This is a genomic window from Acidovorax sp. NPDC077693 (genome assembly GCF_044542805.1).
In the GTDB taxonomy this organism is placed as follows: domain Bacteria; phylum Pseudomonadota; class Gammaproteobacteria; order Burkholderiales; family Burkholderiaceae_C; genus Acidovorax.
Genome location: NZ_JBITVD010000017.1, coordinates 124,929 through 145,484 on the forward strand (window position 1 = coordinate 124,929; position 20,556 = coordinate 145,484).

A 20,556-nucleotide genomic window follows, 5' to 3' on the forward strand; every position below is an offset into this window, starting at 1 on the left:
GTCTCGCCGCCATGAGCCCCAGCCAGATCATCGTCCTTGCCACGCCTGTCTTCTTCCTGCTGATCGCCATCGAGCTGGCCGTCGGCTACAAGCGCCAGCGCAATACCTACCGCCTGGCCGACGCGGTCAGCAGCATCAGCCTGGGGATGCTGAGCCAGACCAGCGCGGTGTTCACGCGGCTTTTGCGCATCGGCATCTACACCGCGTTGTTCGAGCACGTGGCCCTGTGGCGCAGCGATGCGTTCTGGACCAGCCTGCCGGGCTGGCTGCTGGCGCTGGTGTTCTACGACTTTTGCTACTACTGGCTGCACCGCATGGGGCACGAGTCGGCGGTTCTGTGGGCGGCGCATGCGGTGCACCACCAGAGCCAGGACTACAACCTGTCGACCGCGTTGCGCCAGACGAGTTCGGGCGCGCTGCTGGGCTGGGTGTTCTATGTGCCCATGGCGCTGGCGGGCGTGCCGCCGCTGGTGTTTGCGGTGGTGGCTCTGGTCGATCTTCTCTATCAATTTTGGGTGCACACCGAGCAGGTGGGCAAGCTCGGCTGGTTCGACCGCTGGTTCTGCAGCCCCAGCAACCACCGCGCGCACCACGCCGTGAACGACGCCTACCTGGACAAGAACTACGGCGGCATCCTCATCGTGTGGGACCGGATGTTCGGCACGTTCCAAGAAGAGGACGACCGGGACCGCTGCGTGTACGGCACGCGCGGCCTGCTCAACAGCTGGGACCCGCTGTGGGCCAACGCCCAGGTGTACGCGGGCCTGGCGCACGACAGCTGGCATGCGCGCAGCTGGGCCGACAAGCTGCGGGTGTGGATCAAGCCCCCGGGCTGGCGGCCGGCCGATGTGGCGGCGCGCTTTCCGAAGCCCGCATTCAGCATGGCGCAGATGGTGCCCTACCACCCGCCGATGTCGCGTGCGGTGCAGTGGTTTGCGCTGGTGCAGTTCACGCTGATGCTCGCGGGCGTGGCGGCGTTTTTGTGGCGGGCCGACAGCGCGCCGCTGGCCGAGAACGCGGTCTGGTTTGCCACGCTGCTGGTGGCGCAGTGGGCGCTGGGCGCGGTGATGCAGGGGCGCATCGGCCTGCTGATGGCGCTGGTGCTGCAGAGCGGCGCGCTGGCCACGGCCACCAGTGCGCTGGGGTTCGTGCAGTGGCACTGGGTGTTCAAGCCGCTCACCATGGTGATTGCTATTTTTTTGGTAGCTACTAGCGCTTATCAGTTCAGCGGCAGAGGCCGATTTGACTCCAAAACCTGGGCGCTGCTGGGCGCCGCGCTGGCGGGGTCGCTGGCGGGGGATGTGTTTTTGATGGTCGAGGGCTTCTTCATCCCGGGGCTCGTGAGTTTCCTGATCGCCCACTTGTTCTACGTGGCGCTGTTCAAGACCGGGCAGCGGTGGTTTCCACACCGCGGGGCGCTGGCGGCCACGCTGGGTGTGGGCGTGGCAATGTATGCCTTCTTGTGGACGGGCGGGCTGCCGGCCGCGCTGCGGGGGCCGGTGGCAGCGTACGTGCTGGTGATCGCGCTGATGGCCGCGCAGGCCATCGGGCGGGCCAGCGTGCTGCGCGACAAGGCGGCGGTGCTGGTGGCGGTGGGCGCGGCGTTCTTCATGCTCAGCGATTCGCTGCTGGCCACGCACCGCTTCGTGTCGCCGCTGCCGTGGTCGCAGGTGTGGGTGCTGGGCACCTACTACGCGGCGCAGGCGTGCATCGTGGCGGGGGTGTTGAAGGCGGCAACGGCGCCTGACGGTCTGCCGGTCGCTGCGACTGCTGCTGTGGCTAGTGCGCCCATGTGCGGGCCAGCGCGGCAGCCGGAACATACGCCGCACCCGCAATGAACAGCACGCCGGCCAGGGTGAACGAGCCGGCGCTCAGCAACCACAGCAGGGTGTCGGCGTTGTACCAGCCGGGCCGCGCCTGCAGCAGCGCGGCCAGGGCCGGTTCCTGCGCCGCGATCAAGCCCCGCCCCGCGGTGTAGTGGTACACGGCGCCGCCCAGGGCCCAGAACCCGGTCAGCACCAGCGCCAGGCCATAGAACGCGTACCCGGTGCGCCAGCGCTTGGTGCTGCCCGCCGTGCACCACACGCCCAGGCAGCCCGCCAGCACCGCCGCGGCCACCGACCAACCCTGAATCAGGTCGCTGGCCACTGGCAGCAGCCAGTGCCAGGCCCAGGGCAAGGGCGTGAGCAGCCATTCCGATTGCGACCCGAGCCCCGGCCAGCGCTGCGGGGGCAGGTCCATGGAGAAGCGCGGTCGGTCCACCATGGTCAGCACGAAGGTCACCGGCACCAGCACGGCGAAGAGGATGTAGGCACTGGCACGGCCCACCAGCAGGCGGTGCGCCCACGGAGCGGCCGTGCCGTCACGCCGTTGCCCGCTGAGGAGCTGCGATGCGATGCCGGCCGCCAACGCGGCTTCGGCGATCGCGCCGCACACGGCCACGCGGCCGCGCAGATCGGCAAAACCTTCCAGCACGAAGACCGAGAGCTGGCCATAGACGAGCGCGCCCAGCGCGTGCAGGGCCAAGGTGCCCGCCAGCAAGGCCCACATGCAGGACCTCAAAAAGCGTTGCTCGGGAACGATGTCCGCCCCGCTGGCACTGACCCAGCCCCGCGCGGCGCGCGCCCGGGCTTCGGCCCGAAGCTGGCGGCGGCGGTCATTCTTTTTATCTGGCTTGCGCGGTGGTGCCATGGCTCTGTGGTGCGGCCTGGACGGCTGCGGCAAGGATGGGCGAAAGCGAGAGGGTGAGCGAGGGAGACGGGGGACGGAGGACAACAACCGGAGCCGCTCAGGCGCCGAACAGCCCGGGCGCCCCCGCGCTGGGCGGCGCCACGCCCAGGTGCCGAAACGCTGCCAGCGTGGCGATGCGCCCGCGCGGCGTGCGCTGCAAGAAGCCCTGCTGGATGAGGTAGGGCTCGATCACGTCCTCGATGGTGCCGGCCTCTTCGCCGATGCTGGCGGCGATGTTGTCCAGCCCCACGGGTCCGCCGTCGAAGCGGTGGATCACGGCCTCGAGCAGCTTGCGGTCCATCACGTCGAAGCCCTGCGGGTCCACGTCGAGCATGGCCAGCGCGCGGTCGGCGATCTCCTTGGTGATGCGGCCGTCGCCCTTGACCTCGGCGTAGTCGCGCACGCGGCGCAGCAGCCGGTTGGCGATGCGCGGCGTGCCGCGCGAGCGGCGGGCGATCTCGAAACCCCCGTCTTCGTCCATGGGCGCACCCAGCAGCCCGGCGCTGCGCTTGACGATGCGCGCCAGCTCTTCGGAGGTGTAGAACTCCAGCCGCGCCACGATGCCGAAGCGGTCGCGCAGCGGGTTGGTCAGCATGCCCGCGCGCGTGGTGGCGCCCACCAGGGTGAAGGGCTGCAGGTCGAGCTTGATGCTGCGCGCCGCCGGCCCTTCGCCGATCATGATGTCGATCTGGTAGTCCTCGAGCGCGGGGTAGAGGATTTCCTCGACCACGGGCGACAGGCGGTGGATCTCGTCGATGAAGAGAACGTCGTTCTTCTCGAGGTTGGTGAGCAGCGCGGCCAGGTCCTTGGGCTTTTCCAGCACGGGCCCGCTGGTCTGGCGCAGGTTCACCCCCAGCTCGGCCGCGATGATGTGGCTCAGCGTGGTCTTGCCCAGCCCCGGGGGGCCGAACAGCAGCACGTGGTCGAGCGCCTCGCCGCGCTTCCTGGCCGCACCGATGAAGATCTCCAGCTGCTCACGCGCCTTGGCCTGCCCCACGTACTCCTGCAGGAGCTTGGGGCGCAGGGCGCGTTCGATGGCTTCTTCCTGCGGGGAGGCAGGGGCTGCGGAGACGACGCGTTTGGCGGGAGCGGGGGCGAAGTCGTCGGTTTGGATGGTCATGCGGGGATCGGAGGGGTCATGACCGGTATCACTGGCTGGTCCAGGCGTAGTACATGGGACCTTCGTAGCGGAAGTCTTTGTGCACCTGGATCACGAAGTCGCGCTCTGCCACGCTGATGGTGTAGAAGTGCGCGCCGGTCTTGTCGTTGTAGAAGCGGAATATGGCGGAGGCGTCGTTACCGGCGTTTGTCTGCGCATACCAGCTCACGACTTCGTATCGGAACTCGGGAAGCCTGGCAATCACGAAGTCCCGCTCCGCTACGCTTCCAGAATAGAAATGCGCACCCGTCTTGTCGTTGTAGAAGCGAAACACGGGGTCTTTGCCCGAACTGGCATCAGCGTATGCATAGAACGCGATGTTCTCGTAGCCGAACTCCGGGAATGTCCGGATCACGAAGTCGCGTTCGGCAGCGCTAGCCGTGTAGAAATGAGCGCCCGTCTTGGCGTTGTAGAAGCGATAAACCGCCGTGCGCGTCGCGGCCGAGGCGGCGGGCGCCAACCAGTTCTTCAATGCGGCGTTGTACGCCACGTCGAAACGACCGTAGAACTCGGGAGAGGCTGTGGACAAGCAACTGGCACTCCCGCCGTACAGCGTACCGATGACATGCGTGCCGCCCTTGAAAAGCGCAGATCCGCTGCTGCCGCCTTCGGTGGTTCCCTGGCTCCAGTTCACGCGGTAGAAGTTGCCTGCGGTCCCGCTGCACTGAAACTGCGTGCTGCTGGTGGAAGTGCAGTTGGACAGGCTGTTGAGCGTGCCGAAGCTGATTTTCAGCAGGTCGCCCTGCGGGTGGTGAAGCCCCACCACCGAGGCGCCGATGGCCTGGGTGCTGGCATCCCATCCCGCAAAGAACGCGCCGGCCGGGGGCGCGTCATTGAGCCTGAGCAAGGCCGTGTCGGTGCTGTTGCTGGCATACAGCAGCGTGGCGCCGTTCACCCGCTTGGCGGTTGTGCTCGACAAAGTGCGGGAATTGCACGCGGGCGCCCGGTAGAACCAGTCCGTCTGCAGCGTAGAGGCCACCGTCTGCGACGAGATGCAGTGGTTGGCACTGAGGAAGTAAGGCGTGCCCGACGACTTGTTGTCATTCAGCAATGTGCCAGTGCATGCGAACGTGTCCGCACCGGATGTGAAGAGCATGCGTGCCACCGCATTGCGCTGGCTGGCATAGCTTTCGTAGCAGCTCGCGTCCAGCTGGCAAGAGGCGGATTCGTTGATCTTGATCGAGAGCTCTTCGTCCGTGGGAATGGACAGGTTTTCAAAGATGTGAGAGACGCGCGGCACGGCGATGTCCACCGCGCTCGCAGGCGTTCCAGGCGGCAACTCCACCTCCAACGTCGCCTCATCCGAACCGAGGTCTGGCGTCCACCAGGTCTGGCCGTCCAGGGTGGTGTCACCCGCCTGCGCATTGCGCTGGATGCGCTGCAGAATGTCCTGGCCGGACGTCTGGAAAACCGTCCCGGCCCTGGCCTGGCTGTAGACGCGCAACTGCGCGCTGCCGGGCAACTGCTTGACGACCACACCCAGACGCAAGCCATGCGCGCCCTGCGCCGTGAAGCTGATGGCCGCCACCTGGCCGCCGTTGGCCGAAGCCTTCCACTGGAGCTGCTTCAACGTCTGCGCGGCATCCCGGGTAGCGCCCACATCGCGCGCAGCACCCACCTTGCGGGGCCCCACGGTAGACGCCAGCGCAGCCGTCTTTTCCTGCGCCAGCTCACCCAGTACGACCTGGGTGGGCTTGGGCGCTTCCACCACGCTGCGCGACTTGATGCTGGAGACACCTTGGTCGGTGCTGGCGGGTTGTACCCAGCCATCGACCTTGGTCACCGGAGCTGGCGCCTGCGCCTGCGCAGCAGCCACCGAACCACCGTCCTGGCCACCTCCGCACCCTGCAAGGAGAGCCAGCGTTATGAAAAGGGCACCGGCCCCACGCATGAAAAAGTTCTTTGTCATCTCTTCACCTGTGTCTACTACAGACCGCACCATTCGACGGCAAACCGTCCACCCGCAGGCTGTGAATTGAGAAATCAGCCGGACCGATGCCGACAGCTCCTATTTCGCCAGCGCCTTCAGCGCCAGCTTGATCCCGTCACTCACACCCACCTCCGCGGGCAGCGCCTTGAGCGCTGCCGCAGCTTCCTTGTCGTTATAGCCCAAGGCCAGCAAGGCCTGAAGGATATCTGTCTGCGCGTCGCTGGTCGCCCCGCCCGGTGTTGCGCCGATGTCAGCGCCCAGCTTGCCCTTGAGCTCCAGCAGCAGGCGCTCCGCCGTCTTCTTGCCGATGCCCGGCACCTTGACCAGCCGCCCGGCCTCCTGCAGCGAGATGGCCTGGGCCAGGTCGGTCACGCCCATGCCCGACAGGATGGACAGCGCCGTGCGCGGCCCCACGCCCGAGATCTTGATGAGCTCGCGAAACGCCTGGCGCTCGGGCGCCGTGGCAAAGCCGTAGAGCAGTTGCGCGTCCTCGCGGACGATGAACTGCGTGAGCAGGCTCACGCGCTCGCCCACGGCGGGCAGGTTGTAGAAGGTGCTCATGGGCACATTCACCTCGTAGCCGACGCCGTGGCAGTCCAGCAGCACCTCCGGGGGATTCTTCTCCAGCAGGGTGCCGGTCAATTTGCCTATCATTGGTGTCCTTTGATGCCGCCGGCCACACAGCCAGCGCCGTCGTTCTTGCCGCTTTTCCGTTGTTTGACTGGAATTATCCGCGTGATCCTGCGACACACATTCACTCCCCACAACAACATGCGGCTCACGCACTTGTGTGGTCCGGCCGACGCCCATCTGCGCACCATCGAGGAATCGCTCGGGGTGAGCATCGCGCACCGCCACGAGCAGTTCAAGGTCGACGGTCCCAAGGCCAAGGCGACGCAGGCCATGGAGCTGCTGCAGGCGCTGTACGAGATGGCCGACCGGCCCGTCACCGAGGACTACCTGCAGCTCATGCTCGCGGGCGACACCGCCCTGGTGGAGGCGCCCGAGGGCGCCATCGTGCTCAACACCCGCCGCGCCGACCTGCGCGGGCGCACCCCCACGCAGAGCCTGTACCTCGAAAACATCGCCAGCCACGACATCACCTTCGGCATCGGCCCGGCCGGCACGGGCAAGACGTACCTGGCCGTGGCGAGCGCGGTGGACGCGCTGGAGCGCAGCGCGGTGCAGCGCATCGTGCTGACCCGCCCCGCGGTGGAGGCCGGCGAGCGCCTGGGTTTTCTGCCCGGCGACCTGGCGCAGAAGGTGGACCCGTACCTGCGTCCGCTGTACGACGCGCTGTACGAGCTGATGGGCTACGACAAGGTGATGAAGGCGTTCGAGCGCAATGCGCTGGAGATCGCGCCCCTCGCTTTCATGCGCGGGCGCACGCTGAACAATGCCTTCGTGATCCTGGACGAGGCGCAGAACACCACGCCCGAGCAGATGAAGATGTTCCTCACCCGCATCGGCTTCGGCGCCAAGGCCGTGGTCACCGGCGACGTGAGCCAGATCGACCTGCCCAAGGGATCGATGAGCGGCCTGATCGACGCCGAGCGCGTGCTCAAGCGCGTCAAGGGCATCTCGGTCACGCGCTTCACCACCGCCGACGTGGTGCGCCACCCGCTGGTCGCGCGCATCGTCGACGCGTACGACGCCCCACGGCGGGCGCCCGCGGCCCGCGCCCGGGACTGATGCTCACTTTTTAATAGCTGCCAGCGCTTTCCGATCAAGCGGTAGCGGCCAAAAATAACAATAAAACATGCCCCTGAACCAACTGTCCCTCTCGCTCCAGTTCGGCCGCTTCGACGAACTGGCCGCCCACCGCGCGGTGCTGCCGCGCCACAAGGTCGCGCGCTGGATCCGCCACGCCCTGGCCACCGATGCCGAGATCACGGTGCGCATCGTGGGCAGCGAAGAAGGCCAGCAGCTCAACCGCGAGTACCGCAAGAAGGACTACGCCACCAACGTGCTCACCTTCGACTACACCCAGGAGCCGGTCGTGACCGCCGACCTGGTCCTGTGCGCCCCCGTGATCGAGCGCGAGGCGAAGGAGCAGAACAAGACCCTGGAAGAGCACTACGCCCACATGCTGGTGCACGGCACGCTGCACGCCCAGGGCTGGGACCACGAAACCAGCGAGGCCGACGCCGACGAGATGGAGTCGTACGAGACGGACATCCTCGCCGAACTGGGGTTCGAAGACCCGTACGCCAAGTAGCCTGGGACTGCGGGCCCTCCAGCACCACCAGCGCTCCCGCAGCCACGGCACGGCCTGCGCACCGGCTGCGTTCAACAGGGTCCTTCAGTTGGGCTGCGGGGCGGCTGGGCAGCGCCTGCAAATCTCTCCAACCTTTTTCCCACCCAATCCGCGCGGGTGGCGGGCGTTTTCGCACCTAAGATCGACTCAATCATCCAATGACAACACCCAGGGCCCGGCAACGCGCCCCATGGGGGAGACATGCTCGAGACCGCCCTGCTGCTCACCGCCGCGTTCATCGCCGGCGCCCTCAATGCCGTTGCCGGAGGCGGCAGCTTTCTGACCCTGCCTGCGCTGGTGTTCACCGGCGTGCCGCCGGTGGTGGCCAATGCCACGGGCACGGTGGCGCTGCTGCCGGGGTACATCGCGGGTGCCTGGGGCTTTCGCGAAGACACCGCCCCGCCGCCGGGGCTGTCGATGCGGCTGCTGGTGGCGCTGGCGCTCATCGGCGGCGCGGCCGGGGCGGCGCTGCTGCTGGTCACGCCCGATGCAACCTTCAGGCGCGTGGTGCCCTGGCTGCTGCTGGCCGCCACCGCGCTCTTCGCGTTCGGGCCGTGGCTGCGCAGGCGGCTCGCGGGCGGCCACCCGTCCACGGCCAAGGCCACGCTGGGCGTGCTGGCGGTGGCCGCCTACGGTGGGTACTTCAATGGCGGGCTGGGCATCTTGCTGCTGGCGCTGTTCGGCCTCTTGGGGCAAACCCACCTGAACGCCATGAACGGGCTCAAGAACTGGGTCTCGGCCCTGCTCACCGCCATTGCCGTGGCGATCTACGCCGCGGGCGGGGTGGTGCTGTGGCCCCAGGCGCTGATGATGATGGTGGCGGCCACGGCAGGCGGCTACGGCGGCGCGCGGGTGGCGCGGCGCCTGCCCGCGCCCGTGCTGCGCTGGGGCATCGTGGCCACGGGGCTGGTGATGGCGGGGCTGTTCTTCTGGCGGCAGCCGTGAGCCGCGATGCATCGCGATCACCGCGGCCACCCCCGGGGTGCCCGCACAGCGATGCGGCCTAGGGCGGCGGCGGTGGCGGGGCCGGCTGACTACTTCGCCCGGCCCTGGGGTGGCTTCTTGCGCGTGCTGCCAGTCGCAGCGGCGGCCGAGGACGCAACGGGCCCGGCAGGCCCGGCAGGGGCAACGCGCGCCACGCGAACCACGGGTGCCACAGGTACCGGCGGCACCACCGGCGGCGCCGGATACACCTTGGCAAAGGTCAGGATGATTTCGCGCACCAGCTTGCGCTGGGGTGCAGGCAGCTGCAAGAAGGCGTCGAAGGTCTCGCGCTCCAGATAGCCCACGCCGACCTGCCAGCGGTTGCGGTGCTCCTGCACCGCGTGCCGCACGCTGGAGCCGAACCGCAGCACTTCCGGCTCGATCTTGAGCAACTCCGCCAGTACCACCAGCTTGTCCTGCGCCGGGATCGCCTCGCCCTTGAGCCAGCGCGACACCGCCTGGAAGGTCACGGAGCGCCCCCAGTACTTGCCATTGAACAGGCTCAGCAACACCCCTGGCCGCGGCTCCAGGCCCGCAGCCACCATGGCGTCACGCAATCGTTCGGCGAACTCCAACTTGTTGTCCATCCTCCAACCGTAAAGCGGCGGTTGAATTGGCCATCAACTTCTTGTTGCACAATGGATTCAATCATTTGTTGATTGAATCACCCAACAGGCTTGCAGGCATCTGCGGCCGCGTACGCCGTATGCCCAAATCGCTGCTTGAACAACTCCCCGAGATCGTGGCCCAGGGCCGCAAGGAAGCCGAAAGAATTCTGGAGGGCCTGGAAGGCCGCTACCGCGTGAGCCTCCAGACCCGCGAAGTGGTGCTGCCCGCCCGGGCCAGCGCCACCACCGACTGGGTTCAACACCAGGCCCGCCAGGAGCAGCGGGACGGCAGCGACGGCGCGTGGGCCAACCGGTTGGTCTATGGCGACAACCTGTTGGCCATGGCCGCGCTGCTGGCGGGCGATGCCCATACGCCCAGCTTGCGCGGCAAGGTGGACCTGATCTATATCGATCCACCGTTTGACAGCAAGGCCGACTACCGCACCAAGGTGACGCTGCCGGGCCTGGAGCTGGAACAGCGCCCGACTGTCATCGAGCAGTTCGCGTATTCCGACACCTGGAGCGATGGTACGGCCTCCTACCTGGCCATGATCACCCCGCGCCTCATCCTGATGCGGGAGTTACTGGCGGACACAGGCTCCATCTACGTGCACCTGGACTGGCATGTGGGCCACTACGTTAAGCTGGTGATGGACGAGGTCTTCGGCAAGCAGCACTTCGTCAACGAGATCTGCTGGTGGTACAAGCGCTGGTCGGCCGCGGCCAGCACGTTCCAGCGGATGCACGACACGATCTACTTCTACCGCAAGTCCGAGAACTACAGGTTCAACCAGCTGTTCCAGCCCCTGGCCGCGTCCACCGCCGCCATCCACGGCAACACCCGGCGTGTGAATGTGCCGGACGACAGCGGCAAGCTCGTCACCGTGCGCACCGAAGAGCCCAGCCGGGGCGTGCAGATGCACGACGTGTGGGAGGTGCCTTTCGTCGTGGCGCACTCGCAGGAGCAGGTGGGCTACGCCACGCAAAAACCCATCGAGCTGGTGGCGCGCATCCTCGAAGCCTCGTCCAACCCCGGCGACCTGGTGGCCGACTTCTTTGGCGGCAGCGGCAGCTTTGCGGCCGCCGCCGAGGGGCGGCGCGTGGCCAAGGACGGCAACAAGAGCGTCTACTCCAACGCCGCAGCGCGCCGCTGGATCACCACCGACCTGGGCAAGCCCGCGTGCATGATCATGCGCAAGCGCCTGATCGACCTGCAGGCGCGGCCTTTTCTCTACCAGGCCATCGGCGACTACCAGGTCGAAGCCGCCAAGGCCACGCTGGGCCGCGACTTCCGCATGGGCGACCTGTCGCACATCGTGCTGTCGCTGTACGGCGCCCTGCCCCTGCCGGCCGATGTGAACCCGCAGCGCAACCTGGGGCAGATCGCGGGCTTCGACTTCGGCGGCAAGCGCGGCAGCAAGACGCTGGTGCTGGCCGACTCGCCCAACAAGCTCACCGGCATGGCCACGCTCAAGAAGGCGGTAGCCCAGCGCGACAACCTGCTGGGCGGCTGGGACCGCGTGGTGGTGCTGGGCTGGAATTTCGAGCCCAGCATCGGCGAGACCATCACCGCGCTCAACGACCCGCGCCTGGAGGTGCTGGTGATCCCGCCCGACCTGATGGACAGGCTCAAGAAAAAGGGCGGCATCGACAAGCTGCGCGGGCAGGTGCGCTTTTCCAGCCTGCAGTACCTCACCATCCACCCGGTGCACCGGCAGGCGTCGGCGGGCACGGCGCACCCGGGCGGGGTGGCCGAGGAAACGCTGACCGTGCGGCTCAAGAACTACGTGCTGCTCTCGCCCGAGGCCATCAACCTCGATGACGACAACCGCACCAAGCTGCAACAGGTCGCCAATGCCGAGCCCCTGGCCCTGATCGAGTACTGGGCGGTGGACCCGGACTACGACGGCCAGGTGTTCCGCTCGGTGTGGCAGGACTACCGGGGCAACACCGCGAGCGACGCCGATGCGCTGCGCGTGGTCAGCACCGCCGTCGTGTCCACCCCCGCCAGGCCCGGCCCGCGCAAAGTGTGTGTGCGGGTGGTGGATGTCTTCGGCTTCGAGGCCGAGGTGGTGGCCACGGTGGAGGCCGCATGAGCGCCCACGCCAACGCCCCGCACACCACCGACCCGCTCGCCCTGGCCGCCGGCCTGACCGCCAAGACCCGGCAACTGTGCCAGGGGCTCGAATCCGGCACGGCGGACATCCTGGACCTGGTCACCCCCACCACGGCCGAGCTGCTGCACTGGTGGTTTGGCGACGACATGCTGCTGGCACGGGGCGCGACGGCCGCGGGCGGCGGCGGGCTCAACTTTCACGCGGGGCAAAAGCAGGCCATCCTGAACGCCATCGTCGCGCACGAAGTGCTGGGGAACCACCGCGACCACGGGCCGCTGCTGCAGCTGTACGAGGCCTGCGCGCCCGCGGCGCTGCAGGGCGGCACGCTCCGGGGCGAGCTGGCGCGCCCGCGCCACGCCCACCCCAAGTACTGCTTCAAGATGGCCACCGGCACCGGCAAGACCTGGGTGATGCAGGCGCTGATGGTGTGGCAGCTGCTGAACAAGACCGCGGCGCTGGCCAGCGGCGCGGACGATGCGCGCTTCACCCGCCAGTTCATGGTGGTGGCGCCCGGACTCATCGTCTACGAACGGCTGCTGGACGCGTTCTGCGGCAAGCCGGTGGCGGGCAGCGCGGCGCGGGACTTCAGCCGCTCGGACATCGCGCTGTACGCCGACCTCTTCGTGCCCGAGGCACACCGCGACGCCGTGCTGGCCTTCGTGCGCGGCAATGTGTGCACCAAGGCGGAGATCGGCCTCAAGACCACCGGCAACGGCCTGATCGCCATCACCAACTGGCACCTGCTGGCCGAAGGAGACGCGCCGCAAGACATCATGGACGAGCCAACCGCCGCCGCTACCGCAACACCGCTGCCCGCCCATGAAGTGGTGGCTGCGGTGCTGCCGCTCACCCCCGGCCGCGCCACCGGCAACAGCCTGGACGTGCTGGACCGCCGCTACGCCCGCGGCAACGTGCTCGAATTCCTGGCGGACCTGCCGGAGCTGATGGTCTTCAACGACGAAGCGCACCACATCCACGAGCTGCAGCGCGAGGGCGAGACCACCGAGGTAGAGTGGCAAAAAAGCCTGACCCGCATCGCCGCCAGCAAGGGGCGGCGCTTCGTGCAGGTGGACTTCTCGGCCACGCCGTACAACGACGTGGGCAGCGGCAGAACCCGACGCAAGCTGTACTTCCCGCACATCGTGGTGGACTTCGACCTGCACAGCGCCATGCGCGCCGGCCTGGTGAAGTCGCTGGTGCTCGACCGCCGCAAGGAGATCGGCGCGCTGCCGCTGGAGTTCAAGGCCGAGCGCGACGAGGCCGGCCGCCCGACCCTGAGCGAGGGCCAGCGGGTGATGCTGCGGGCGGGCCTGCACAAGCTGCGCAAGCTCGAAGCCGACTTTGCCCGCATCGACCCGCACCGCCACCCCAAGATGCTGGTGGTGTGCGAAGACACCGGCGTGTCGCCCCTGGTGGCGGACTTTTTGCGCCAGCACGAGGGCCTCGCCGACGAGGATGTGATGACCATCGACTCCGGCAGAAAGGCCGAGCTGGGCGAGAAGGACTGGGCGCCCGTGCGCGAGCGCCTGTTCAGTGTGGACAGCCACGCCACGCCGCGCGTCATCGTCAGCGTGCTGATGCTGCGCGAGGGGTTTGATGTGAACAACATCTGCGTCATCGTGCCGCTGCGCTCCAGCCAGGCGCAGATCCTGCTCGAGCAGACCATTGGCCGAGGCCTGCGGCTGATGTGGCGGGACGCCGAATACACCGACCTCAAGCGCGAGAACCGCGAGCGCATCAACGCAGGCCAGGAGCCCGGCAGCCTGATCGACGTGCTCTCCATCGTGGAGCACCCGGCCTTCCAGTCGTTCTACGACGACTTGCTGCACGAAGGCCTGGCCGGCACCACCGGCGACGGCACCGATGAAGCCTCCAGCACCGGCGACGTGGTGGCGGCAGAACTGCGGGACGGCTTCGAAGTGTTCGACTTCGGCATCCCCTTCATCCTGCAAGAGGCCGACGAGGTGCGCGAGCACCGCAGCCCCGACCTGGCCACGCTGCTGGCCTTCACCGCCATGACGGCCGATCAGCTGACCGCCCTGCTGGGCCGGGGCGACACCTTCATCTCGCAAGACCTGCAAAGCGCCACCCTGTTCGGCGACTACCGCGTGGACGGCGCGGTGATGAACGTGGGCGGCTACAACGAGTACCTGTCGCGCCTGACCCGGCGCATCAGCCAGGCGCTGAGCGAACCCCTGCCCAGGGGCCAGAAGATTGCCACGCACCTGGCCAAGCCGTATTGGCAGGTGCACACGGCCGAACTGACCGGCTGGCTGGACGACTACATCTGGACCACCTTGTTCGGCGGCGCCTTCAACCCGCTGGCGGGCGAGAACTGGCGCGTACTGCTGCTGCAGCCGGTGGTGGACCACATCACCAAGGTGTTTGCCGTGGCCTTGCTGGAGTCCGAGCAGCGGCACGCCGCGGGACACACCGAAGTGCATCTGCGCAGGCTGAGCGAAGCGCCGCGCCTGATGGTGCGCGAGAGCCAGTCCGTGGCGGTCAGCAAGTGCATCTACACCCGGCTGGGCTGGCCCGCCAGGAACGGCGGGCTGGAGCGCACGTTCATCCACTGGGCCCAGGCGGATTCGCAGGTGCTGGCGTTTTGCCGCATCAGCGAAAACCGGCACCCCTTTGCCCGGCTGCGCTATGTGAAGGACGACGGCTTGCCCGCCTTCTACTCGCCCGACTTTCTGGTGCGCACCGCGGACGCGGTGTACCTGGCAGAGACCAAGGCGCAGCAGCAAACCACCCACCCCAACGTGCTGCGCAAACGCACGGCGGCGCTGGCCTGGTGCGAGCGCATCAACGCGCTCACGCCCGCGCAGCGCGGCAGCCCGCCCTGGCACTACGTGCTGCTGGCAGAAGACGCCATGGCCGAGTGGCAGGCCAAGGGCGCGCGCCTGGTGGACCTGCTGGACTTTGCGCGCCTGCGCCCGCAGGCCCACGCCGCACTGCAAGCCAGCCTGCTGTGAAGGCCAAGGCCTGCGGCCCGCCCGCCACGGCGGTGGCAGCGCCAGGCGCTACAGGGCGCTGCGCGCCAGCAGGGGCGAGCGAGGCAAGAACCGGAATGCGGTCGACGCCGCCGCCAGCATGCATGCAATGCAGATCATCACCGCCTGGTAGGGCTCGTGCCCCTGGCGCTGCGCCCAGGCGGCCAGCAGGCCGGTCAGCCACTGCATGAGCGCAATGCCCATGAACATCGACATCGTGTACAGCGACAGCGCGCGCCCTGTCATCTCGGCGGGGTAGGACGAGCGCACGTCCGCGTACTGCAGCACACCATAGCCCGACAGCAGCCCCATGAGGAAGATCAGCACCACGTTCGCCGCCGCATGGTGCAAAAACGCCATGAGCAAAAACAGGCTGCCCATGAGCAGCGAAAAATTGGTGATCCACCGCCGCCGCCGCGCAGGCCCCGGGTCCACCCGGCCGAACAGGGCGGGCATGAACAGCGAGATCACCGACAGCACCAGGGCCACATTGCCGCTTTGCACCAGCGAAAACCCATACCGCCCCATCAGCAGCGGCCCCAGCCACAGGCCGCGCAGCGTGAGGAACGCCGCGTAGCAGCACATGCCCAGGATCAGGATGCCCCAGGTGTGCGGCACCTTGAACAGCGCGCCGAACCGCCCCGCCGCCTGCGCCCACGACTCGCGGGGGCGCTCGTCGGCCCGGGGCAATGCAGGCTCGCGCACCCGCAGAAAAATCAACAGCCACGCCAGCAGCGACAGCACCGACAGCACCGCAAAGCCGGTGCGCCAGCCCCAGGTCTGCACCATGAACGCCAGCGGCGTGCCGGTGAAGATGAGCCCCAGCCCTCCCACCCCCATGCCCAGGCCCGAGAAGAAGGCGAACCGCTGCGCCGGAAAGTGGCGTGCGATGAACACCGTGCTGGCCAGAAAGGCCGGCGAGCAGCCCACACCGATCAGCAGTTGCCCCAGCATCAGCCAGCCGTAGCTCGGCGCAGCGGCTGATACGGCGGCGCCCAATGCGGCCAATGGAAACGCCGTGAGCACCGTGCGGCGCAGGCCGTACAAATCCATGCCGATGCCCATGAGCAACTGCGCCACGCCGAACGACAGGCCAAAGAGCCCCGCGAACGCGCCCAGCGAATCCGGCGAGATGCCGAAGTCGGCCTGCAGGCCGGTGGCGATGATGCTGGTCACTGTGCGGTACGCCTGGCTCAGCGCAAAGGCCGACAGCAGGCACAGGTACATGACCCACAGGGCGCGGCCTGGCGGCGGCAAGGGGGCTGGCGGAGGGGGGGCGGTTTCAGTCACAGGTCGGGCACGGGCCATGGCAGCGGCTGTCGCCATGGCGCAAGGAGGAGAGCAGGCACCCGCCCGAGCCTACAGACTTTGCGCGCGGCCTGCCGTCGCCGTGCGGACATGCCCCGGCCACCGCAGCCGATGCGCCGGCGGGCCCATTGGTCACAGGCGGCACGCATGCGCCGCAGACCCGCCGCACTGACGCAGGATCACGGTGCCGCCGCGGGCGCTGGTGCGGACGTTGGTGCGGGCGTTGGTGCGATCCGCAGCGGGATGGTCACCGGCCCGTCGTTGACCAGGTGCACCTGCATGTCGGCCGCGAACTGGCCGGTGGCCACCTGCGGATGCGCGGCGCGGGCCCGGGCCACCACGTAGTCGTACAGGCGCCGCCCCTCGTCGGGGGCCGCGGCCTGGGTGAAGCTGGGCCGGTTGCCGCCGGTGGTGTCGGCCGCCAGCGTGAACTGGCTGACCAGCAGCAGGCCGCCGCCGGTGTCCTGCACGCTCTGGTTCATCTTGCCCGCCGCATCGGAAAAGATGCGCAGCTTCAAGATCTTGGCCAGCAGTTTGTCGGCCTCGGCCTCGGTATCGCCGCGCTCGGCACACACCAGCACCAGCAGGCCCGCACCGATGGCCCCCACGGTGCACCCTTCCACATCCACCCGCGCTTCGCGCACACGCTGCAAGACACTGATCACGTCACTTCATCCTTGGGGTCGTCAAAATGTGCTTCCACATCGGTGGGCAGCAGCTCGATGGTGGCACGCAGGCCGGGCACGGCGGCCATCAGCGCGCGCTCGACCTGGCCCCGCAGTTCCGCGGCGCGGCCCAGGGTCCAGTGGGCAGGCATGTGCAGATGCAGGTCCACGAACTGGCGCTGGCCCGCACGGCGGGTGGAGACATGGTCAAAGCGTACTGCGCCGGGCGGCCGGGCTTGCACGAACTGCTGCAGGGTGGCGTCGATGGTGGCCTGCACCTCAGGCTCCACGGCGGAATCCATGAGCCCCTGGGACGAGCGCCAGACCAGCTCCACGCCCTCCTTGAGGATGTTGAGCGCCACGGCGATGGCCGCCACGGCATCGAGCCACAGCCAGCCCGTGAGGGCCGCGCCGACGATGCCAACCAGCACGCCCGCCGAGGTCCACACGTCGGTGACGAGATGGCGCGCATCGGCCTCGAGCGCGATGGAGCGGTGCTCGCGCGCCGAGCGGAACATCACCCAGGCCAGCAAGCCGTTGAGCGCCGAGCTGATCACCGACAGCCCCAGGCCCCAGCCGATCTGCTCGATGGGCTGCGGGTCCACCAGCCGGTGCCCCGCCGCCCACAGGATGCCGGCCGACACGCCCACGATGAGAATGCCCTCGAACCCGGACGAAAAATACTCGGCCTTGTGGTGGCCGTAGGGGTGGTCGTCATCGGCCGGCCGCGCCGCCACCGTCACCATGGCCAGCGCAAACATGGCACTGGCCAGGTTCACGAACGACTCCATCGCATCGGACAGCAACCCGACCGAGCCCGTGACCACCCAGGCCAGGGTCTTGAGCGCGATGGTGACCACGGCCACGGCCACCGACGCCCAGAGCAGGTTGCGGGGCTGGAGCCAGGGGTGCGAGGCGCGGGGGGCGCCGGATGTGGGCGGAGGCGAGGACATGGACTGCGTGCATCAAGGCCCGGAAGGCCGAGCCCGGAATTACACCAGAGCCACCTTAAGCACCGCTTGCGCCCGGGCAGCCACGCCCACCCCATGCCAGAATCGGCCGCATGACCCAGGCATGGCGACGCCACTTCACAGGACTGCATCTCGCCGCGCTGGCGCTGTGGGCGCTGGTGGCCTGCGCAGGCTGCGTGTGGCTGGCATCGGCGCGGCTGCAGCAGCTGCATGCGGCGTTCGAGACCGATGCGCGCATCGTGCACCGCCTGCTGAGCCAGCGCGTGGTGCAGCACGACGCGGTGATGTCCACCCTGGCCCTGCTGCAGCCCCCGCCCGCGCAGGGGTCCACCGCAGCATCGGGCACAGGCGGCGACGCCACCGCGCCGGCCGCCACCCTGCCCCGCCTGCCATCGGTGTACCCGCAGATCCTGTCGGTGCTGCAGCGGCCCGCCGGCGGCGCCTGGCCTGCAGCGCTGCAGGCCCCGCTGGCAGCGGCAGAGGCCGCGTCGCGCCGCTCCGGCCACCCCGAGATGGCCCTGCTGGACCTGTCCGCCGGCCGCTTCTACCTGGTGCTGGGCAGCACGCCCGCCAGCCACGCCCTGCAGATCGACCTGCGCGCCACCGTGCCACAGGACGAATGGCCGATGGACATGGCGACGAGCCCGGTGCGTGTGACGCTGGAGCACGCGGGCGCCGCTTTTGTCGTGCAGCCGGGTCGGCTGGGCGGCGGCCTGGGCTGGTCGTACGAATTCCACAAGCTACTGGCCGCGGCCAGCCAGCCGCTCGATGTGGTGGCGCGCCGCCAGGTGGGAATGGCCGAGCTGCCCTGGCTGGCCATGCTGGGCTGGTGCGTGCTGACGGCGGCGCTGTGGGCCGGTGGCGTGGCCTGGTGGCGCCAGCGCGTGGCGCGCCAGCGGGCCGAAGAACTGCTGCGCCTGGGCCAGGTGGCACGGCTCAACACCCTGGGCGAGCTGGCCGCCGGTATGGCGCATGAACTGAACCAGCCGCTCACCGCGCTGCTGTCCAGCACGCAGGCCGCCCAGCGCCTGCTGGCCGATGAAACACCCGACCTTGCCACCGCCCAGACGGCCATGGCCCGCGCGGTGGAGCAGGCGCGCCGCGCCACCGCCGTGGTGGGCCGCCTGCGCCGCCTGGTCGAGCGCCCCGACCTGGCCGGCCAGGCCCAGCCGCTGGCGCCCGCGGCCGCCGTGCAGGATGTGCTGCACCTGCTGGAGCCCGAGATGGCGCAGCGCGGCGTGGCCCCCACGGTGGCCGTCGCCGCCGACCTGCCCGCCGTGCTGGCCGAGCCGGTAGCCCTGCAGCAGATCGTGCACAACCTGCTGATGAACGCGCTGCAGGCGCTGGACCAGGTGCCGCCCACCGAGCGCCAGCTGGCGCTGCGCCTGTGGATGCCGGACGCCGCGCACGTGGCGCTGTCGGTGCGCGACCACGGCCCCGGCGTGCCACCCGAGGCGCGCGCGCACCTGTTCGAGCCGTTCTACACCACGCGCACGGGCGGCCTGGGGTTGGGCCTCACGCTGTGCGAAAGCCTGGCGCAGGCCATGGGGGCCAGCCTGGTGCTGGCGCCCCAGCCGTCGTCTGCCAGCGCGCGGGGCGCGGAGTTTGTGCTGACCTTGCCCGCGGCGCCCGGCACGGCCCCGCTGCAGCCCGCGCAGCCCCTATCTGCCAGCGCGCCCTAGTTTTGCCCTTGCACTTGCCATCGCCATGACCACCGACAACGCCACCTCGCTGTCCCCCCTGATCCACCTGGTGGACGACGACGCTGCCGTGCGCGAGGGCCTGTCGCTGCTCATCAGCACCGTGGGCCTGCGCGTGCAGGCCTGGGCCGAGCCGCAGGCTTTCATGGCGGGGTTTGACCGCGCCAGCATCGGCGCCATCGTGCTCGACGTGCGCATGCCCGGCATCAGCGGGCTCACGGTGCTGGAGCAGTTGCTGGCGCAGGGTGTGGACCAGCCCATGATCTTGCTCACCGGCCACGGCACGGTGGAGATGTGCCGCCGCGCCTTCAAGGCCGGTGCGGCGGAGTTTCTGGAAAAACCCGTGGACGACGAGGTGCTGATCGAGGCCCTGCAGAACGCGGTGCGCCAGCATGTGCGCTCGCGCGAGCGCCACCAGGCCGACCAGCAGGCGCGCGAGCGGTTTGCCCAGCTCTCGGCGCGGGAGCGTGAGGTGCTGGGTCTTATCGTCGAAGGGCTGACCAACAAGGAGATCGGCAAGGCGCTGGCGCTGTCACCGCGCACGGTGGAGACGCACCGGGCCAATCTGTTTGGCAAGTTGGGGGCGGAGTCGCTGGCGCAGTTGATACGGCGGTATGCGGCGCTGGTGGAGTGAGGCGTTCTCGGGTGGCTGCTCACGGCGTAGGGCCCGTGACCGCCATCCGTTCGGGTTGAGTCTTTCGCGACCGGGTCAGATTGAATCCCACCCGTTCGGGTTGAGCTTGTCGAAACCTGGGCGCTCGATCCACGCCCGTTCGGGTTGAGCCTGTCGAAACCTGGGCGCATCGATCCACGCCCGTTCGGGTTGAGCCTGTCGAAACCTGGGCGCATCGATCCACGCCCGTTCGGGTTGAGCTTGTCGAAACCTGGGCGCATCGGTCCACGGCCGTTCGGGCTGAGCTTGTCGAAACCTGGGCGCATCGGTCCACGTCCGTTCGGGTTGAGCCTGTCGAAACCTGGGCGCATCGACCCATGGCCGTTCGGGTTGAGCCTGTCGAAACCTGGGCGCATCGACCCATGGCCGTTCGGGTTGAGCTTGTCGAAACCGGGGTGCGCTCGCAGGCTCGCTGGTTTGTACCGCGTGCCTGGTTCAAGGGCGGAGGCCGGGAGTCGCCC

Annotated in this window: 16 protein-coding genes; 8 read left to right on the forward strand and 8 right to left on the reverse strand. The window is 68.5% G+C overall.

What is annotated here, in order from left to right; all coding sequences use genetic code 11:
- Positions 1 to 11 precede the first annotated feature (11 nt).
- Positions 12 to 1,838 (forward strand): lysoplasmalogenase family protein, encoded by a 1,827-nt coding sequence (locus ACIGHN_RS22300; protein ID WP_396506144.1) that lies wholly within the window; start codon positions 12 to 14, stop codon positions 1,836 to 1,838.
- Here the strand turns inward: ACIGHN_RS22300 and ACIGHN_RS22305 are convergent.
- From ACIGHN_RS22305 to ruvA, 4 genes are all read right to left on the reverse strand, one after another.
- On the reverse strand, positions 1,780 to 2,550 hold the full coding sequence (locus ACIGHN_RS22305; protein WP_056414137.1) for a hypothetical protein: 771 nt from the start codon (positions 2,548 to 2,550) through the stop codon (positions 1,780 to 1,782). The genes ACIGHN_RS22300 and ACIGHN_RS22305 overlap by 59 nt on opposite strands.
- A gap of 238 nt (positions 2,551 to 2,788) precedes the next feature.
- Entirely contained in the window at positions 2,789 to 3,850 is a 1,062-nt protein-coding gene (gene ruvB / locus ACIGHN_RS22310) for a Holliday junction branch migration DNA helicase RuvB (protein ID WP_056414140.1), read from the reverse strand.
- A gap of 28 nt (positions 3,851 to 3,878) precedes the next feature.
- On the reverse strand, positions 3,879 to 5,798 hold the full coding sequence (locus ACIGHN_RS22315) for a trypsin-like peptidase domain-containing protein (protein WP_396506146.1): 1,920 nt from the start codon (positions 5,796 to 5,798) through the stop codon (positions 3,879 to 3,881).
- Between the two features lie 99 nt (positions 5,799 to 5,897).
- Complete coding sequence (ruvA, locus tag ACIGHN_RS22320; RefSeq protein ID WP_056414146.1) at positions 5,898 to 6,473, reverse strand: Holliday junction branch migration protein RuvA; 576 nt, start codon at positions 6,471 to 6,473, stop codon at positions 5,898 to 5,900.
- 81 nt (positions 6,474 to 6,554) lie between these two features.
- Here ruvA and ACIGHN_RS22325 point away from each other — a divergent pair, with 81 nt between their 5' ends.
- The 3 genes from ACIGHN_RS22325 to ACIGHN_RS22335 all read left to right on the forward strand — a co-directional run bounded on the left by ACIGHN_RS22325 (position 6,555) and on the right by ACIGHN_RS22335 (position 9,021).
- Positions 6,555 to 7,511 (forward strand): PhoH family protein, encoded by a 957-nt coding sequence (locus ACIGHN_RS22325; protein WP_056414149.1) that lies wholly within the window; start codon positions 6,555 to 6,557, stop codon positions 7,509 to 7,511.
- 67 nt (positions 7,512 to 7,578) lie between these two features.
- The gene (gene ybeY / locus ACIGHN_RS22330) at positions 7,579 to 8,037 is read left to right on the forward strand and encodes an rRNA maturation RNase YbeY (protein ID WP_056164422.1); all 459 of its coding nucleotides are present in this window, start codon (positions 7,579 to 7,581) and stop codon (positions 8,035 to 8,037) included.
- 240 nt (positions 8,038 to 8,277) lie between these two features.
- On the forward strand, positions 8,278 to 9,021 hold the full coding sequence (locus ACIGHN_RS22335; protein ID WP_056414152.1) for a sulfite exporter TauE/SafE family protein: 744 nt from the start codon (positions 8,278 to 8,280) through the stop codon (positions 9,019 to 9,021).
- An 89-nt stretch (positions 9,022 to 9,110) separates the two neighbouring features.
- Here the strand turns inward: ACIGHN_RS22335 and ACIGHN_RS22340 are convergent, their stop codons facing one another.
- Positions 9,111 to 9,647: a transcriptional regulator gene (locus tag ACIGHN_RS22340; RefSeq protein WP_396506150.1), complete on the reverse strand. Its 537-nt coding sequence runs from the start codon at positions 9,645 to 9,647 to the stop codon at positions 9,111 to 9,113.
- Positions 9,648 to 9,766: 119 nt separating this feature from the next.
- Here ACIGHN_RS22340 and ACIGHN_RS22345 point away from each other — a divergent pair, with 119 nt between their 5' ends.
- Complete coding sequence (locus ACIGHN_RS22345) at positions 9,767 to 11,764, forward strand: DNA methyltransferase (protein WP_056422358.1); 1,998 nt, start codon at positions 9,767 to 9,769, stop codon at positions 11,762 to 11,764.
- Positions 11,761 to 14,760 (forward strand): DEAD/DEAH box helicase family protein, encoded by a 3,000-nt coding sequence (locus ACIGHN_RS22350; protein ID WP_396506152.1) that lies wholly within the window; start codon positions 11,761 to 11,763, stop codon positions 14,758 to 14,760. The genes ACIGHN_RS22345 and ACIGHN_RS22350 overlap by 4 nt, the downstream gene beginning before the upstream one ends.
- Before the next feature lie 48 nt (positions 14,761 to 14,808).
- Here ACIGHN_RS22350 and ACIGHN_RS22355 read toward each other — a convergent pair whose 3' ends face one another.
- The 3 genes from ACIGHN_RS22355 to ACIGHN_RS22365 form a co-directional block, all read right to left on the reverse strand.
- Positions 14,809 to 16,086 carry an MFS transporter gene (locus tag ACIGHN_RS22355; RefSeq protein ID WP_396506166.1) on the reverse strand — a complete coding sequence of 426 codons (1,278 nt, stop codon included), beginning with the start codon at positions 16,084 to 16,086 and terminating at the stop codon, positions 14,809 to 14,811.
- 179 nt (positions 16,087 to 16,265) lie between these two features.
- Positions 16,266 to 16,751 (reverse strand): D-aminoacyl-tRNA deacylase, encoded by a 486-nt coding sequence (gene dtd / locus ACIGHN_RS22360; RefSeq protein WP_396506153.1) that lies wholly within the window; start codon positions 16,749 to 16,751, stop codon positions 16,266 to 16,268.
- Complete coding sequence (locus ACIGHN_RS22365; RefSeq protein ID WP_056422372.1) at positions 16,748 to 17,704, reverse strand: cation diffusion facilitator family transporter; 957 nt, start codon at positions 17,702 to 17,704, stop codon at positions 16,748 to 16,750. The genes dtd and ACIGHN_RS22365 overlap by 4 nt, the downstream gene beginning before the upstream one ends.
- Positions 17,705 to 17,814: 110 nt before the next feature.
- Between ACIGHN_RS22365 and ACIGHN_RS22370 the strand changes: the two genes are divergently transcribed.
- Together ACIGHN_RS22370 and ACIGHN_RS22375 are read left to right on the forward strand one after the other, a co-directional pair.
- A complete protein-coding gene (locus ACIGHN_RS22370) occupies positions 17,815 to 19,404 on the forward strand; it encodes a sensor histidine kinase (RefSeq protein WP_396506154.1) in 1,590 nt (529 codons plus the stop codon).
- Positions 19,405 to 19,429: 25 nt separating this feature from the next.
- Positions 19,430 to 20,056, forward strand: coding sequence for a response regulator transcription factor (locus ACIGHN_RS22375; protein WP_056414171.1), 627 nt, complete (start codon positions 19,430 to 19,432; stop codon positions 20,054 to 20,056).
- Positions 20,057 to 20,556 lie beyond the last annotated feature (500 nt).

What these genes read in the sequence shown, in the direction of transcription:
- ACIGHN_RS22300 (WP_396506144.1), top strand. Translation starts at nt 12, where the DNA reads ATGAGCCCCAGCCAGATCATCGTCCTTGCCACGCCTGTCTTCTTCCTG.
- ACIGHN_RS22305 (WP_056414137.1), bottom strand. Translation starts at nt 2,550, where the DNA reads ATGTGGGCCTTGCTGGCGGGCACCTTGGCCCTGCACGCGCTGGGCGCG.
- ruvB (WP_056414140.1), bottom strand. Translation starts at nt 3,850, where the DNA reads ATGACCATCCAAACCGACGACTTCGCCCCCGCTCCCGCCAAACGCGTC.
- ACIGHN_RS22315 (WP_396506146.1), bottom strand. Translation starts at nt 5,798, where the DNA reads ATGACAAAGAACTTTTTCATGCGTGGGGCCGGTGCCCTTTTCATAACG.
- ruvA (WP_056414146.1), bottom strand. Translation starts at nt 6,473, where the DNA reads ATGATAGGCAAATTGACCGGCACCCTGCTGGAGAAGAATCCCCCGGAG.
- ybeY (WP_056164422.1), top strand. Translation starts at nt 7,579, where the DNA reads ATGCCCCTGAACCAACTGTCCCTCTCGCTCCAGTTCGGCCGCTTCGAC.
- ACIGHN_RS22335 (WP_056414152.1), top strand. Translation starts at nt 8,278, where the DNA reads ATGCTCGAGACCGCCCTGCTGCTCACCGCCGCGTTCATCGCCGGCGCC.
- ACIGHN_RS22340 (WP_396506150.1), bottom strand. Translation starts at nt 9,647, where the DNA reads ATGGACAACAAGTTGGAGTTCGCCGAACGATTGCGTGACGCCATGGTG.
- ACIGHN_RS22345 (WP_056422358.1), top strand. Translation starts at nt 9,767, where the DNA reads ATGCCCAAATCGCTGCTTGAACAACTCCCCGAGATCGTGGCCCAGGGC.
- ACIGHN_RS22350 (WP_396506152.1), top strand. Translation starts at nt 11,761, where the DNA reads ATGAGCGCCCACGCCAACGCCCCGCACACCACCGACCCGCTCGCCCTG.
- ACIGHN_RS22355 (WP_396506166.1), bottom strand. Translation starts at nt 16,086, where the DNA reads ATGGCCCGTGCCCGACCTGTGACTGAAACCGCCCCCCCTCCGCCAGCC.
- ACIGHN_RS22365 (WP_056422372.1), bottom strand. Translation starts at nt 17,704, where the DNA reads ATGTCCTCGCCTCCGCCCACATCCGGCGCCCCCCGCGCCTCGCACCCC.
- ACIGHN_RS22370 (WP_396506154.1), top strand. Translation starts at nt 17,815, where the DNA reads ATGACCCAGGCATGGCGACGCCACTTCACAGGACTGCATCTCGCCGCG.
- ACIGHN_RS22375 (WP_056414171.1), top strand. Translation starts at nt 19,430, where the DNA reads ATGACCACCGACAACGCCACCTCGCTGTCCCCCCTGATCCACCTGGTG.